General features: G+C 59.9%; 12 protein-coding genes. 9 read left to right on the top strand and 3 right to left on the bottom strand.

Annotation, left to right across the window (positions count from 1 at the left end; all coding sequences use genetic code 11):
* Positions 1 to 123 precede the first annotated feature (123 nt).
* Entirely contained in the window at positions 124 to 2,541 is a 2,418-nt protein-coding gene (locus tag DSM110093_RS05605) for a UvrD-helicase domain-containing protein (protein ID WP_243267069.1), read from the bottom strand.
* Between the two features lie 205 nt (positions 2,542 to 2,746).
* Here DSM110093_RS05605 and DSM110093_RS05600 point away from each other — a divergent pair, with 205 nt between their 5' ends.
* The 5 genes from DSM110093_RS05600 to DSM110093_RS05580 all read left to right on the top strand — a co-directional run bounded on the left by DSM110093_RS05600 (position 2,747) and on the right by DSM110093_RS05580 (position 9,329).
* Entirely contained in the window at positions 2,747 to 3,514 is a 768-nt protein-coding gene (locus DSM110093_RS05600) for a hypothetical protein (RefSeq protein ID WP_243267068.1), read from the top strand.
* A 143-nt stretch (positions 3,515 to 3,657) separates the two neighbouring features.
* On the top strand, positions 3,658 to 4,806 hold the full coding sequence (locus DSM110093_RS05595) for an alpha-hydroxy acid oxidase (RefSeq protein ID WP_243267067.1): 1,149 nt from the start codon (positions 3,658 to 3,660) through the stop codon (positions 4,804 to 4,806).
* A 101-nt stretch (positions 4,807 to 4,907) separates the two neighbouring features.
* The gene (locus DSM110093_RS05590; RefSeq protein ID WP_243267066.1) at positions 4,908 to 8,348 is read left to right on the top strand and encodes a pyruvate carboxylase; all 3,441 of its coding nucleotides are present in this window, start codon (positions 4,908 to 4,910) and stop codon (positions 8,346 to 8,348) included.
* Between the two features lie 46 nt (positions 8,349 to 8,394).
* Positions 8,395 to 8,769, top strand: a complete 375-nt coding sequence (locus tag DSM110093_RS05585; RefSeq protein WP_243267065.1) for a VOC family protein — start codon at positions 8,395 to 8,397, stop codon at positions 8,767 to 8,769.
* A 77-nt stretch (positions 8,770 to 8,846) separates the two neighbouring features.
* Entirely contained in the window at positions 8,847 to 9,329 is a 483-nt protein-coding gene (locus tag DSM110093_RS05580) for a DUF2244 domain-containing protein (protein WP_243267678.1), read from the top strand.
* Between the two features lie 53 nt (positions 9,330 to 9,382).
* On the opposite strand, the gene DSM110093_RS05575 is transcribed toward DSM110093_RS05580, so the two are convergent.
* The gene (locus DSM110093_RS05575; RefSeq protein ID WP_243267064.1) at positions 9,383 to 9,841 is read right to left on the bottom strand and encodes a GatB/YqeY domain-containing protein; all 459 of its coding nucleotides are present in this window, start codon (positions 9,839 to 9,841) and stop codon (positions 9,383 to 9,385) included.
* 195 nt (positions 9,842 to 10,036) lie between these two features.
* Here DSM110093_RS05575 and carA point away from each other — a divergent pair, with 195 nt between their 5' ends.
* A complete protein-coding gene (gene carA, locus DSM110093_RS05570; protein WP_243267063.1) occupies positions 10,037 to 11,197 on the top strand; it encodes a glutamine-hydrolyzing carbamoyl-phosphate synthase small subunit in 1,161 nt (386 codons plus the stop codon).
* Between the two features lie 92 nt (positions 11,198 to 11,289).
* Positions 11,290 to 13,227, top strand: a complete 1,938-nt coding sequence (locus DSM110093_RS05565; protein ID WP_243267062.1) for a glycosyltransferase — start codon at positions 11,290 to 11,292, stop codon at positions 13,225 to 13,227.
* Here the strand turns inward: DSM110093_RS05565 and DSM110093_RS05560 are convergent.
* Positions 13,178 to 13,831 carry a GntR family transcriptional regulator gene (locus DSM110093_RS05560; RefSeq protein WP_243267061.1) on the bottom strand — a complete coding sequence of 218 codons (654 nt, stop codon included), beginning with the start codon at positions 13,829 to 13,831 and terminating at the stop codon, positions 13,178 to 13,180. The two genes, DSM110093_RS05565 and DSM110093_RS05560, sit on opposite strands and share 50 nt — an antisense overlap.
* A gap of 101 nt (positions 13,832 to 13,932) precedes the next feature.
* On the opposite strand from DSM110093_RS05560, the gene DSM110093_RS05555 reads away from it, so the two are divergent.
* Together DSM110093_RS05555 and DSM110093_RS05550 are read left to right on the top strand one after the other, a co-directional pair.
* On the top strand, positions 13,933 to 14,580 hold the full coding sequence (locus DSM110093_RS05555) for a pyrimidine 5'-nucleotidase (protein ID WP_243267677.1): 648 nt from the start codon (positions 13,933 to 13,935) through the stop codon (positions 14,578 to 14,580).
* Positions 14,580 to 15,779 carry a UbiH/UbiF family hydroxylase gene (locus tag DSM110093_RS05550; RefSeq protein WP_243267060.1) on the top strand — a complete coding sequence of 400 codons (1,200 nt, stop codon included), beginning with the start codon at positions 14,580 to 14,582 and terminating at the stop codon, positions 15,777 to 15,779. Before DSM110093_RS05555 ends, DSM110093_RS05550 begins: the two co-directional genes overlap by 1 nt.
* Positions 15,780 to 15,782 lie beyond the last annotated feature (3 nt).

Below are 15,782 nucleotides of genomic sequence, written 5' to 3'. Positions count from 1 at the left end.
CTCCCTCGACGCTTCGGGCCGACATAGAAACGGCGGCACCTTCCTCCCAAGGTGCCGTCGTTTTTGTATGTAAGATGCTGTTTAAAAGGTATTTTTCAGCCACGGATAGGCAGCAAGACAGCCTTAGAAGGGCACGTCTTTCCCGCCGGTCAAGAACCGCGACACGACCTTCTTGGTTCCGGCCTTTTCGAAAGCGACTTCCATCTTGTCGCCCTCCATACCGATCACCTCGCCATAGCCGAATTTATCGTGGAAAACACGCTCGCCCATTTCAAAGGCGGCGACCGCTTGCATGTCGATCGTGACGTTGCGGCTTTCGCGCGGCTGGCTGGTGCCCCGCGCGCCGCTGCGCGATTGCAGGCGTTTCCACCCCGGAGAGTTATAGACATTCGAACTTGCCGCACGGTCATGCAGGTCAGACTGCGGCATGGCAGCCCCAAACCCACCGCCGTAAAGTCCCGGCGGGGTCAGCACATCCACATGCTCTTCGGGCAGTTCATCAACAAAGCGCGAAGGCATCGCGTTTTGCCACTGGCCGAATACCCGGCGATTGGCGGCAAAGGAGATGGTGCAAATCTGCTCGGCGCGGGTGATGCCGACGTAGGCCAACCGCCGCTCTTCCTCCAAGCCCTTGATCCCGCTTTCGTCCATTGAGCGTTGCGAGGGGAACAATCCGTCTTCCCAGCCGGGCAGGAAAACCATGGGGAATTCCAACCCTTTGGCCGCATGGAGCGTCATGATCGAGACCTTCTCGCCATCGCCCTCCTGCTCATTATCCATGATCAAGCTGACGTGTTCGAGGAAACCTTGCAGATTTTCAAACCCTTCCAGCGCCTTGACCAGTTCCTTGAGGTTTTCCAAACGTCCCGGTGCCTCGGGCGTTTTGTCGTTCTGCCACATCCCGGTATAGCCGCTTTCGTCGAGAATCATCTCGGCCAGTTCTACATGCGACACTTCGGGCGGGCCGTAATCCACCCGCAACGGGGCAATCCCGTCATCCAGCACGTTATCATCTTCGCTGATTTCAATCCGTGGACCGCGCAGGATCGATGACCAACGGTCGATCCCGTCAATCAGCAGCCGCAACTGCGCCGCCCCTTTGCCGCCGATCCCATCATGCGCCAAAAGGATCCGCGCACCCTCGACAAGGTTCACCCCGTGAGCGCGTGCGGTGCGCTGAATTTTCTGCTGCGCTTTTTCACCCAAACCGCGTTTCGGCGTGTTTACGATCCGCTCAAAAGCCAGATCATCGTCAGGGCTGGTGACCACGCGGAAATAGGCCATAGCATCGCGAATCTCCAAACGCTCGTAAAAGCGCGGGCCTCCGATCACCTTGTAGGGCAAGCCGATGGTCAGGAAACGGTCCTCAAAAGCGCGCATCTGATGGCTCGCCCGGACCAGAATTGCCATATCGTCGAGCGAAAAAGGGCTCAGCCCCCGCGTGCCGCGCTGCGCGGATTCGATTTCATCCCCGATCCAGCGAGCTTCTTCTTCACCATCCCAATGGCCGATAAGGCGAACCTTTTCTCCCTCGGTTTCCTCGGTCCAGAGCGTTTTGCCCAAACGCCCTTCATTGCCCGCAATCACACCCGAAGCCGCCGCGAGAATATGTGGGGTCGAGCGGTAATTTTGCTCAAGCTTGACCACATGCGAGCCGGGGAAATCCGTCTCAAACCGCAGGATATTGCCCACTTCGGCCCCGCGCCAGCCATAAATCGACTGGTCGTCGTCGCCCACGCAGCAGATGTTCTTGTGCCCCTGCGCTAGCAGCCGCAGCCACAGGTATTGGGCCACGTTGGTATCCTGATACTCATCGACGAGGATGTATTTGAACCAGCGCTGATACTGCGCCAACACATCCGGATGCGCTTGGAAAATCGTCACCATATGCAGCAGCAGATCGCCGAAATCGGTAGCGTTCAATTCGACCAGACGGCGTTGATATTGCGCATAAATCTCTGGTCCGCGGTGATTGTAAGCGCCAGCATCCGCGCTCGGGATCTTGTCCGGGGTCAGCGCGCGATTCTTCCAGCCGTCAATGATCCCGGCCAACATTCGCGCAGGCCAGCGCTTGTCGTCGATCCCTTCGGCGGCGACCAGTTGCTTTAGCAAACGCAATTGATCATCCGTATCAAGGATCGTGAAATTGCTTTTCAGCCCGACCAGTTCCGCGTGACGCCGCAGCAGCTTGACGCAGATCGCATGGAACGTGCCAAGCCACGGCATCCCCTCAACCTGTTGGCCCAGCATCTGACCAACGCGGTTCTTCATCTCCCGCGCGGCCTTATTGGTAAAGGTGACCGCCAAAACCTCATTCGGCCGTGCCCGCCCCGTATTCAACAAATGAACGATTCGGGCAGTCAACGCCCGTGTCTTGCCGGTGCCCGCCCCTGCGAGCATCAATACGGGGCCGTCCATTGTCTCTACCGCAGCACGCTGGGCAGGGTTCAACCCCTCCAGATAAGGCTGCGGGCGCGCAGCCATCGCGCGGGCGGACAATGATGCACCTTCAAAGGCATCCATTTCGTCAAAATCACTCATGCCAACAATCTAGCGCGTCCGGGGTACGAGATAAAGAGACGTTCCGCAAATGTTCTTTGACTCAATTTTGAGTTAGCGAATTTACGCTACGGCAGACCGCGGCGGCGTAAAGACAGGTGAAGATAAAATGCGTTGAAAATCTTTACCCGTTGATAATGCTTTGGCGTCAATGTGGCAGAATAACGACAAAGGAGAGGAACCGCTCATGTTTAGAAACGAAGATACTTCGGTCCTGCGCCGAGAGATTGACCGGTTCAAACTGCCAATGTTCATTGCTGAGTTGAACAACGATAATGGGCATTTCGAACTTCTTGCACTTAATAGGGCCCACGAAGCCAATAGCGGGATGGTGATGGCAGAGGTGATCAAACGCCCCCTTCACGCCATAATGCCTGAAGATGAGGCTGAAGCGGTCAACGAACGCTATGCGCGCTGTGTCTCTAAGGCGGGCCAAATTCGCTATCGTGAAATGTTACATATGCCCCGTGGCCCGCTGATCTGGGATACCACGTTGCATTATGTGCAGTCGGACCGTGGCATAGACCGGGTGGTGGGCAGTGCAATCGTTGTAGAGCGGGTGCAGCGTGACAACCGCGACACCCTCGCCTTTGAGGATGTGCGCTATTTCGCGGCGACATCTTCCTTTAAACTTGAACAAATCTCCACGGTACTAGACGCCGCTGAGAAAGGACTGATTGATCCTGCGAAACTTACGGGGTCTGCTGGGATGCTTGCGGGGCTTTGCCGCGCCATCGACAGCACCATGCAAGAGCTACGCTCGATCGCGCAGGAACGTTTGGAGGCAGATGCCAATCCGACGGTGCACCTGATCGACGTGGACAGTGCAGATACCCAAGAAGGCGACGAGATCGAAGCCGCCATCGCAGCTCTTGTGGATATGGCCGATAACCTGCCAACGCCGCCAGCCAGCAAAACAAGCGCGGCCTCGCCGCTTGCCCGGTCGGTCTTTTGACAGCCGCCAAGCGGCGTCGTGAGCGTTCGATAGAGGCGTCATTTCCGGCCCCTTAACCTCCTAGGCAGCAGCCTGGCAGGTGAACAGGATCGACGCATTTTCTTCATCTGGACAATCCGTAGCCCGTTGGCGCAAATGCCGCCATGGACTTACATGCAACCTACCCCGCCCTTTCAGACCTCCGCCGTCGCGCCCAGTCGCGCCTGCCCAAATTTGTTTGGGAATATCTTGATTCCGCGACCGGAACTGAGGCGACCAAACACCGCAATCGCGCCGCATTGGATCGCGTCGGGCTTATGCCTTCGGTGCTGCATGGTGAATTTACCCCCGACCTGAACGTTGACCTTCTGGGGCAGAAACTCCCGCTACCCTTTGGCATGTCCCCTTTGGGTATGTCGGGCCTGATTTGGCCGGATGCCGAAGCCCACCTTGCCCGTGCGGCGGACCGGGCCGGCATCCCCTTTGGCCTCTCCACCGTGGCGGCGACCAGCCCGGAAGACGTCGCACCCCATTTGGGTGATCATGGCTGGTTCCAACTCTACCCACCGCGCGACCCTGAGATTCGCACCGATATGCTGGCCCGCGCCAAGGCCGCAGGTTTTACAACGCTGGTTCTCACCGTTGATGTGCCTGTCGCCTCGCGCCGCGAACGGCAAACCCGCTCTGGTCTGACCAGCCCACCAAAGCTTACCCCGCGGCTGATGGCACAGGTGGCGATGCGGCCCGCATGGGCAATGGGCATGGCCCGCCGTGGCCTGCCGCACATGAAAATGCTCGATAAATATACCCAAGGCACCGCCACCGCGAACCTGCCACCGACCGCTCATGTAGGTTATCTGCTGCGCACCGCGCCGGATTGGGAGTACCTGCATTGGCTGCGCGATCACTGGGACGGCCCTTTAGTTATTAAAGGCGTTCTGCGCCCCGAAGATGCGACAGCTTTGGAAAAAGCCGGGGCCGATGCGATCTGGGTATCCAACCATTCAGGCCGTCAGTTCGATGCCGCCCCCGCCAGTGCCGAAGTCCTACCTGCCATCCGCGCGGCCACGAAACTGCCGGTGATCTTTGACAGCGGTGTGGAATCAGGGCTCGACATTTTGCGCGCCTTTGCGCTTGGTGCGGATTTTGTGATGCTGGGCCGGGCGTTCCATTTCGCGCTCGCCGCCCTCGGGCCACGCGGTGTTGATCACCTGATCGACCTGCTCTCACGCGACCTGATCGCTAATATGGGGCAACTTGGAGCCCGGAACTTGCGCGACCTGCCGCAGCCCTTCGACTTATCGCCGCTTTAATCGGTTTGCTTACAGAAATGTGACAAAGACTGTCACAGCCCTCTTGCGCTGCACCGCAGCATCCCTAAGCTGCCTCCAAATCCAGCAGGGGAGACTAACCAGTGACCGATTTCAAAAAGATCCTGATCGCCAACCGCGGTGAGATTGCGATCCGCATCATGCGCGCCGCTAATGAGATGGGCAAGAAAACGGTCGCGGTCTATGCCGAGGAAGACAAGCTTGGCCTGCACCGGTTCAAGGCGGATGAGGCCTATCGCATCGGCGAGGGTTTAGGCCCCGTCGCGGCATATCTCAGCATTGATGAAATGATCCGCGTCGCCAAAGCCTCCGGCGCTGATGCGATCCATCCGGGCTATGGCCTTCTGTCGGAAAACCCCGAATTCGTCGATGCTTGCGTGAACAATGGCATTACCTTCATCGGCCCGCGCGCCGAAACCATGCGCGCACTTGGCGACAAAGCCTCGGCCCGCCGCGTTGCGATGGAGGCAGGCGTTCCGGTAATCCCGGCGACCGAAGTGCTGGGCGAAGACATGGACGCGATCCGCGCCGAAGCCGCCGAAGTCGGCTATCCCCTGATGCTCAAAGCTTCATGGGGCGGCGGCGGTCGCGGCATGCGCCCGATCATGTCCGAGAAAGAACTCGAAGAGAAAGTCCGCGAGGGCCGACGTGAAGCCGAAGCGGCCTTTGGCAATGGCGAAGGCTATCTGGAGAAAATGATCCTCCGCGCCCGCCATGTCGAAGTGCAGATCTTGGGTGACAAACAGGGTGAAATCTATCACCTTTATGAGCGCGATTGCTCTGTCCAGCGCCGCAATCAAAAGGTCGTCGAACGCGCGCCCGCGCCTTACCTGAGCGAGGAACAACGCGCCGAGATCTGCGAATTGGGCCGCAAGATCTGCGCCCATGTGAACTATGAATGTGCCGGCACCGTCGAATTCCTGATGGATATGGACGACGGCAAATTCTACTTCATCGAAGTGAACCCCCGCGTGCAGGTCGAACATACCGTTACCGAAGAGGTTACCGGCATCGACATCGTTCGCGCCCAGATCCTCATCGCCGAGGGCAAACCGCTGGCCGAGGCCACCGGCAAGGCCCGCCAAGAGGACATCACCCTCACCGGCCACGCGCTGCAAACCCGCGTCACCACCGAAGACCCTCAGAACAATTTCATCCCCGACTATGGCCGCATCACCGCTTATCGTTCGGCCACTGGCATGGGCATTCGCCTCGATGGCGGCACCGCCTATGCGGGCGGCGTCATCACGCGCTATTACGACAGCTTGCTGACCAAGGTGACCGCCAAAGCGCCGACGCCCGAAATGGCCATCGCCCGGATGGACCGCGCCCTGCGCGAGTTCCGGGTGCGCGGGGTCAGCACCAACATCGCCTTTGTCGAGAACCTGCTGAAACACCCGACGTTTCTGAACAACGAATACACCACCAAATTCATCGACGAGACGCCCGAGCTTTTCGATTTCAAACAGCGCCGCGACCGCGCCACCAAGGTACTGACCTATATCGCCGACATCACGGTGAACGGGCACCCAGAAACCAAAGGGCACGCCCTGCCCGCCGCCCATGTCCGCGACCCCAAGCCGCCCGTGCTGCGCGGCGAGCCGCAGATGGGCACACGTAACCTGTTGGAGCAAAAAGGCCCACAAGCTGTGGCCGATTGGATGAGCCAGCAGCGCCAACTGCTGATCACCGACACCACCATGCGCGACGCGCATCAATCCCTGCTTGCCACCCGTATGCGCAGCCGCGACATGATCCGCGTGGCCCCCGCCTATGCCGCCAATCTGCCGCAGCTTTTTTCGGTCGAGTGTTGGGGCGGGGCGACCTTTGATGTCGCTTACCGCTTTTTGCAGGAATGCCCATGGCAACGCCTCCGCGATCTGCGCGCGGCAATGCCAAATGTGATGACCCAGATGCTGCTGCGTGCCTCTAACGGGGTGGGCTACACCAACTACCCCGACAACGTGGTGCAGAAATTCGTTTCTACCGCCGCCAATACCGGCGTTGATGTCTTCCGCGTCTTTGACAGCCTGAACTGGGTCGAAAACATGCGCGTTGCGATGGATGCCGTGGTCGAGGCGGGCAAGGTTTGCGAAGGCACGATCTGCTACACTGGTGATATTTTCGACCCTGACCGGGCGAAATACGACCTTCAGTATTACGTCACGATGGGCAAGGATTTGAAAGCCGCTGGCGCCCATGTGCTGGGCCTGAAAGACATGGCCGGGCTGCTGAAACCCGCTCAGGCCCGCGTGCTGGTCAAGGCGCTGAAATCCGAAGTCGGCCTGCCGATCCACTTCCACACCCATGACACCGCAGGCAGTGCCACCGCGACAATCCTCGCGGCCTCCGAAGCGGGCGTTGATGCTGTCGATTGCGCCATGGACGCGCTTTCGGGCAACACTTCGCAGGCGACGCTGGGCACCGTGGTTTCGGCCCTGCAACACACCGACCGCGACACCGGGATCGACATGAAAGCCGTGCGCGAAATCTCGGATTATTGGGAAGAAGTCCGCGGCCATTACGCCGCCTTCGAGACCGGAATGCAGGCCCCTTCGTCGGAAGTCTACCTGCACGAAATGCCCGGCGGCCAATTCACCAACCTCAAGGCGCAGGCCGCTTCCATGGGGTTGGAAGACCGCTGGCCCGAGGTGGCACGCACCTATGCGGATGTGAACCAGATGTTCGGCGATATCGTCAAAGTGACGCCCTCCTCCAAGGTCGTGGGCGACATGGCCTTGATGATGGTGTCCCAAGGTCTCACCCGTGCGCAGGTCGAAGACCCGAATGTCGACGTCTCCTTCCCCGACAGCGTGATCGACATGATGCGCGGCAATCTGGGCCAGCCGCCGAATGGCTTCCCGGCGGGCATTGTGAAAAAGGTGCTCAAGGGCGAGGCTCCGAACACCGAGCGCCCCGGCAAACACCTTGAACCCGTTGATCTGGAGGCCATCCGCAAGGAACTGTCAGACCAGCTTGACGGGATGCAGATCGACGATGAAGACCTCTGCGGCTATCTCATGTATCCCAAGGTTTTCCTCGACTACATGGGCCGCCACCGCAGCTATGGCCCGGTCCGGACACTGCCCACGCATACGTTCTTCTATGGCATGGAACCGGGTGCTGAAATCTCGGCTGAGATCGACCCCGGCAAGACCTTGGAAATCCGTCTTCAGGCTGAATCCGAGGCCGGAGAAGATGGCGAGGTAAAAGTGTTCTTTGAACTCAACGGCCAACCACGGGTGATCCGTGTGGCGAACCGGTTGGTAAAAGATGCCACCGTGCAGCGGCCCAAAGCCGAAGCAGGCAATGACAACCACATCGGCGCGCCGATGCCCGGTGTTGTGGCCTCTGTCGGGGTGAAAGAAGGGCAAAAAATCAACGCTGGTGATCTTTTGCTGACCATTGAGGCGATGAAAATGGAAACGGGCCTGCATGCGGAACGTGATGCTGTGGTCAAAGCGGTGCATGTGCAGGCCGGAGGGCAGATTGACGCCAAAGACCTGCTTGTCGAACTCGAGTAATTAAGAACCGGGCGCGGTATGCCGCGCCCGGCCCAAAGGAGCTGTCATGTATCTTTCCGCAATTACGCTCATCGTGCCCGATTATGATCCGGCAATCGCCTTTTACTGCGGCATTATGGGTTTTGACCTTACCGAAGACGTAGATCAGGGCCGCAAACGTTGGGTCCGCGTCACGCCACCGGGCGCACAGACAGGGTTTATCCTTGCCCGCGCCGAGGGCGAGACGCAGGAAGCGGCGATCGGCAATCAAGGCGCAGGGCGTGTCTGGTTATTTCTGAAGGTCGAAGATTTCACCGCTACGTTTGATCAATTAACGGCGGCTGGCGTGACGTTTGAGGAAGAGCCGCGTCATGAACCCTATGGCAAGGTCGCCGTCTTTCGCGACCCCTTTGGCAACCGCTGGGATCTGCTGGGCGATTAGGCGCCCGCGTCCCCGCGCCGCATTGCCATCGCGCCAGTCTTGGCTATCTTGATGTCCAAGTGAGCCTGAGCAACGCCATGCCCTACGAATGGACAACCCCGCCCCGCGCCGACCCGCAAATGATGCGCCTCTGGCCGCATCAATCTCTGCCCGCACGCGGCTTTGCTGCGTTTATGCTGGCGACGTTTACACTCGCGATGATCCCTTTGTTTGCCATGCTTGGCACCGCCTTGCTGTGGGGATTGCTGCCTTTTGTGTTGATCGCCTTGGGCGCGCTTTACTGGGCTTTGCAGCACAACCACCACGCCCGCCAGATCGAAGAGGTTCTGACACTCGACGACACAACCGCGCGGCTGGTGCATAGAACGGCCAAGGGCGAGGTGAAGGATTGGACCTGCAACCGCTATTGGACCCGCGTGAAGAAATACCAAGATGACGGCCCGGTGCCGCATTATGTCACCCTGCGCGGCGAAGGCCGCGAGGTAGAGATCGGCGCATTCCTCAGCGAAGAAGAACGGATCGCACTATTCAAAGACTTATCGCGCCACCTGCAAACCTAAAAGGGCCAGACCCAACGGCCCAGCCCCTTCATTGTGACAGCTAGATAAGTAGTTTAGCTCAGCCGTTCCTTGATGACCGGCCCAACGGCACCGAAATCCATCTGCCCCGTATAGCGCTCTTTCAAAAGCCCCATGACCTTGCCCATGTCGCGGATCGAGGTCGCGCCGATCTCTTTGATGGCGGCGTCCACGGCGGCGGCGGCTTCCGGCACGGTCAGTTGACGCGGCAGGAACTCTTCGATCACTTCGACCTCTTCGCGCTCACGCTCTGCAAGGTCCAAACGACCGCCCTCTTCATAGGCGCGCGCCGATTCCTGACGCTGTTTCGCCATCTTGCTGAGGATACCCAGCACTTCGGCATCCGACACCCCGTCGTCCTTACCCGTGGCCCGGGCGGCGATATCTTTGTCCTTGATCGCAGCATTGATAAGCCGCAGCGTCGAAAGCCTGTCCGCCGCCTTGTCTTTCATGGCCTGTTTCAAAGCATCCGAGATGCGCATCCGCAATGACATGGTGGTTTCCTGTGTTTCGCTTAATCCAAGGGTCGCAGCTTACCTGCTCTGTTCGGGCGGAGCAATGGGGGGTGACGATTGGTAACTACCTGTTTTTCAACGATATCTCATTTCTCTTACCCTATTGACCCCGCGCCCGCGCGGGACTAGGTTGCCACCCGTTTACCCGCACCCTTTCAGCCCGGAGACTGCCCCATGTCCGCGCCTGCTCGCCCCCGCCCAACCGCCTGCCTTGCTCTTGCGGATGGATCGATTTTCTACGGCATGGGATTTGGCGCCACTGGCCAAACCGTGGCGGAGTTGTGCTTCAACACCGCAATGACCGGCTACCAAGAGATCATGACCGACCCCTCATATGCGGGCCAGATCGTGACCTTCACTTTCCCGCATATCGGCAACGTCGGCACCAACCCCGAAGATGACGAAACCGGCGATCCGGTCGCGGCTGGTATGGTCGTCAAATGGATGCCCACCACGCCCAGCAGTTGGCGCAACATTCAGCCGCTGTCAGATTGGCTGGCCGCGCGTGGCCGTATCGCCATCGGCGGTATCGACACCCGCCGCCTGACCCGTGCGATCCGTCAGCAGGGCGCGCCCCATGCCGCCCTTGCGCATGATCCCGATGGCAATTTCGATATCGAAGCACTGGTTGCCGCCGCCCGCGAATTTGCCGGGCTCGAAGGGATGGATCTGGCCAAAGATGTTACCTGTGCCCAGACTTACCGCTGGAACGAGATGCGTTGGGCATGGCCCGATGGCTACGCGCCCCAGTCCGAAGCGAAGCACAAAGTGGTGGCCGTAGATTACGGCGCGAAACGCAATATCTTGCGCTGTCTTGCCTCGGCTGACTGTGACGTGACCGTGCTGCCTGCAACCGCGACCTATGACGATATCATGGCCCACAAGCCCGATGGTGTCTTTTTGACCAATGGCCCCGGCGATCCGGCGGCCACCGGTGTCTATGCGGTGCCGATGATCAAGGACGTTCTGAACAAGACCGATCTGCCGGTCTTTGGCATTTGCCTTGGCCATCAGATGCTGGCGCTGGCGCTCGGCGCCAAGACCGTCAAAATGAGCCACGGTCACCACGGCGCGAACCACCCGGTCAAGGACAACGATACCGGCAAGGTTGAGATTACCTCGATGAATCACGGCTTTGCGGTTGACGGTCAATCCCTGCCAGAGGGTGTGCGTGAGACGCATGTGTCCCTGTTTGACGGGTCCAACTGTGGCATTCGCCTTGATGGACGTCCGGTTTGGTCGGTGCAGCACCACCCCGAAGCCAGCCCCGGCCCGCAAGACAGCTATTACCTGTTTGAGCGTTTCAGCGAAGCCATGGCCGCGCGCAACGCCTAAATTTCGGCACATGTATTGATTGCGTAGGCGACTGTTAACTCTCGCTTAACGGTCGCCTGCCAGTCTCATTTCGAACCTCTTCGGGGCACGGAATGAGCAACCTTCGCCTAAAACTTTCGGCACCGCGTGTGGCCACCGCACCCGCCCAACGGATGCGGTTGGGCCAATACCTAATCGCGGCAGGCGCCATTGGGCCTGATGATCTGCTACATGGGCTTGCGCTGCAACGCCGGATTGATGCGCCTTTGGGCGAGGTTCTGGCCGCCGAAGGGTTGGTTTCCCCCGAAGATATCGTCAAGGCCCTCGCCCGACAGTATGGGGCGCAGCCTGTCGACCTGATTCGCAGCCCCTCTGACCCGCGCCTCTCTAAGCAGATACCCGTCACGCTTTGCCTGAAATTTGGCGCGGTTCCTTGGCTGGAACTGGGCGACCGGCTTTTGGTGGCGACCGGACGACCGGGCGATTTTGCGCAGCTTTGCAATGCTTTGGGCGAAAGGGGCGAAAACCTGATGCTGGTCGTTGCCGATCCGCAGCATGTACAGGCCCAAATCGGCAAGCTCTACGCGGCGGAACTGGCGCATCAAGCTGCGACGCGCGTGCCTGCCTTAGAAAGCTGTCGAGACTGGGGCACACACGGCAGGATCCGGCAATCTGCAACGGCAGCCCTGTGGCTGACCGCGGCCGCCTTGCTTTTGCTCTTTCCCTCAGCGGTCTTGGCAATGGCGCTTCTCTGGGGGGCGATCACACTGTTGATGACCAGCGCATTAAAAGCAGCGGCACTGTGGGGGGCGCTAAATCACCCGCGCCCGCCCCCTGCCCAGCCCAACCTCCGAGACCTAAAGGGATTTCGTCTGCCACGCGTCTCTGTCTTAGTGCCGCTTCTGCGCGAGAAAGAGATCGCGCAGGCGCTTATCGCGCGGCTTTCCCGACTTACCTATCCAAAGTCTCTTTTAGAAGTGGTTTTGGTTCTTGAGGCGAGCGACAAGATCACCCGAAATACGATTGAACGCACCTCTCTTCCCCCGTGGATCACCGTGATCGAAGTGCCCGATACCGGGGTGTTAAAGACCAAGCCCCGCGCGCTGAATTATGCGCTAGATTTTTGCCGGGGCAGTATCATCGGGGTCTGGGATGCCGAAGACGCGCCAGAGCCAGACCAGATCGAACAAGTCGTCACCCGCTTTCAAAATGCACCGAAAAATATCGCTTGTTTACAAGGGGTTTTGGATTTCTACAACAGTCGCAGCAACTGGATGGCACGTTGTTTTACCATCGAATACGCCACATGGTGGCGCGTGATCCTGCCCGGCATCGCCCGGCTGGGGTTGGTTGTCCCTTTGGGTGGAACGACCCTGTTTTTCCGCCGTGATATCCTCGAACGTCTTGGCGCGTGGGACGCACATAACGTGACTGAGGATGCTGATTTGGGCCTGCGGCTGGCGCGGCATGGCTACGCCACCGAACTTTTGCCCACCGTCACCTTTGAAGAGGCGAACTGCCGTCCTTGGCCATGGGTGCGACAACGCTCGCGCTGGCTTAAAGGGTATCTGCTTACATGGTGTGTCCATATGCGCAGGCCACGGACCTTGCTGAACGACCTTGGGCTGATAAGGTTCTTAGGCGTGCAGGCGACTTTCCTTGCCACGTTTTCGCAATTCGTTCTCGCCCCACTTCTTTGGTCGCTCTGGCTTAGTTATTTTGGGCTATATCATCCGGTCACAGACTTTCTGTCTCCGCCACTCATGACCGCGATCTTCACGCTTTTTATCCTGTCGGAAATGCTGAACCTTTGCGCTTCGGCAATTGCAGTATCAAAAAACGGCTACCGGCATCTGCTGCCATGGGTCATCACCCTGCCGCTCTATTTCACATTAGGGGCGATCGCCGCGGCCAAGGCGCTTTATGAACTGAACCGCAGCCCGCATTATTGGGACAAAACCGCCCATGGCCATGCCCTTCCCCTGGGCGAGCAACGCAAGCCTAAAACTCATCCTCGCGCCGGGCCGCTTCCTGCTTCAATCGGGTCATGAAAGCAACGGAAATATGGGTGCGCAATGCTTCATCTGCCCCATCTTCGTCGCGCGCCTCGATCATCTGCACGATACGGTCATGCTCCACTTGGGCAATCTCGCCCCGGCCTTCTACCGCCAGCGAAGATGTCGCCATAAGCGCCATCGAGCGATGCACAAGATCAAGCTGCTGCACCAGATAGCGGTTATGGGAGGCGAGATGAATTTGCTTATGAAACCGCTTATTTGCCCGCGCCAACGCATTGGGGTTGCCCGCGAGCGTGTTGTCGGCGTCCACCATCTCGCGCAACACGCGCACCTCCTCGGCTGTGGCATGGCGTGCGGCCAACCGTGCCGCCAGCCCTTCCAATTCGCCGCGCACGACGTAAAGCTCGGCCATTTGGTTGTGATCCAGCGAGGCAACGATCAAGCTGCGCCCATCACGCACCAGCAGCGATTGCGTCTCAAGTCGTTGCAATGCCTCCCGAATGGGCGTGCGCGATACGCCAAACCGGTCGGCCAGCTCACTCTCAACCAACCGGTCACCGGGGCGATAGGTGCCGATGTCGATGGCCTCTAGTATCATCGAATAGGCGTCGGTCGGGCCGGTTTTGGCGTCGGGCATTGGGTACAAGTCCTTGAAAGTTGCGCCACCTTACCCACCGCGACCATATGCGCAACCCGGGAGGGCTTGCGCGGCTGCCCGTCTCGGCCTACCTCTGCGCCATGCCGCGCGATGATTTCTCTCATGTCACCACTTGGGTCTTCGACCTTGATCAGACGCTATACCCCCCCGAGGCGCGGCTTTTTGATCTAATCGAAGCGCGTATGGTCGATTGGGTGATGCGCGCCATCAAGGTGAATCGGGCCGAGGCCAACCACCTGCGCCAGCACTATTGGCAGACCTATGGCACCACGCTGGCGGGGCTGATGCGCGAACACGGCGTCGATCCCGGCCCCTACCTGACGGATGTGCATGACATCCCGATGGACCGGCTGACCCCCGACCCGCTGCTGGCCCAAGCGATCCGCGTTCTGCCGGGGCGGCGCATCGTCTACACCAATGGCTGCGCTCCCTACGCCGAGCGGGTGCTGGAGGCGCGCGGGCTCACCGGTCTATTCGATGCGGTCTACGGCGTCGAACACGCTGATTTCCTGCCCAAACCCGAAGCCGCGGCCTATGATAAAGTCTTTGCCATCGACGGCTTCCAAACCGCTGCCGCCGCAATGTTTGAGGATGACCCGCGCAACCTTGCGGCCCCACATGCGTTGGGGATGCGCACGGTGCATGTGGCGCCCACACGTGGCGAAGGCGATCACATCCACTACCATACGCAAGACCTTTGCGAATTCCTGACACGGGTGGCGGGCTGATGACCTTTGATTGCGATATCCTAATTTCCGGTGGCGGCATCGCCGGATTGACTGCCGCGGCCGCTTTTGGTGCGGCAAGTTTCGATGTGATCTGCGTCGATCCCACACCGCCCGTTACCGACGGCGCGACCGAGGGCGCCGACATGCGCTCCACCGCGCTGCTGCAACCGGCGCGTTTGCTGCTGGAAGACGCCGGCCTCTGGGATCGCCTCGCCCCCCATGCCGCCCCTCTGCAGATCATGCGGATCGTCGATGCGGGCGGCGAAGACCCCAGCCCCCGCGTCACCCGCGAGTTCGATGCCGCCGATATCTCTGATGCCCCCTTCGGCTGGAACTTCCCCAACTGGCTGCTGCGCCGTGAGCTGCTCACCCGCCTAAACGAGCTGCCCAACGTCGATTTCCGCCCCGGTACCGGCACAACGACGCTCTTCACCCGCAGCTCCGAGGCCCGTGTCGGTCTCAGCGACGGCAGCCGCATCAAAACGCGACTGGTGATCGCCGCCGATGGGCGCAACAGCCCAATGCGCGATGCCGCCGGGATCGAGGTCACCACTCGCCGCTACGGCCAAAAGGCGCTGGCCTTTTGCGTGACACACCCCATCCCGCATGAGAACGTTTCGACCGAAGTGCACCGCTCCGGCGGCCCCTTCACCCTCGTCCCCCTGCCCGACCGCGATGGCATGCCCTGCTCTGCCGTGGTCTGGATGGACGACGGCCCCGCGACCCAAGCCCGCGCAACGCTGGATACCGCCGCATTTGAGGCCGAGGCAACGGCACGCTCGGCCAATCTTTTCGGGCCGCTCACCCTCGCCAGCCCCCGCGCGCTCTGGCCGATCATCAGCCAAGAGGCCAAGCGCCTCTCCGGCGAACGTCTGGCACTTGTGGCTGAGGCGGCCCATGTGCTGCCCCCCATCGGCGCGCAGGGGTTGAACATGTCGCTAACTGATCTGACGACGTTGTTGGATCTTGCCCGCAAATCGCCTGAAAAGCTTGGCGATGCCGACATGCTAGAGGCCTACCACAAGGCCCGCCACGCTGACATCAGCCTCCGCGTGCGGGGCATTGACCTGCTCAACCGGGCCAGCCAAGCCAGCAGCCCACTGGCCCGCGACGCGCGGGCGGCGGCGCTCAATGCGCTTTATGCCCTGCCCCAAGTGCGCAAGATGCTGATGCAAATGGGGCTGGGCCTGCGCCGCTAACGC

It is taken from the genome of Sulfitobacter sp. DSM 110093, from assembly GCF_022788715.1.
Taxonomy (GTDB): Bacteria; Pseudomonadota; Alphaproteobacteria; order Rhodobacterales; family Rhodobacteraceae; genus Sulfitobacter.
This window is presented reverse-complemented; position numbering and strand designations above follow the sequence as displayed.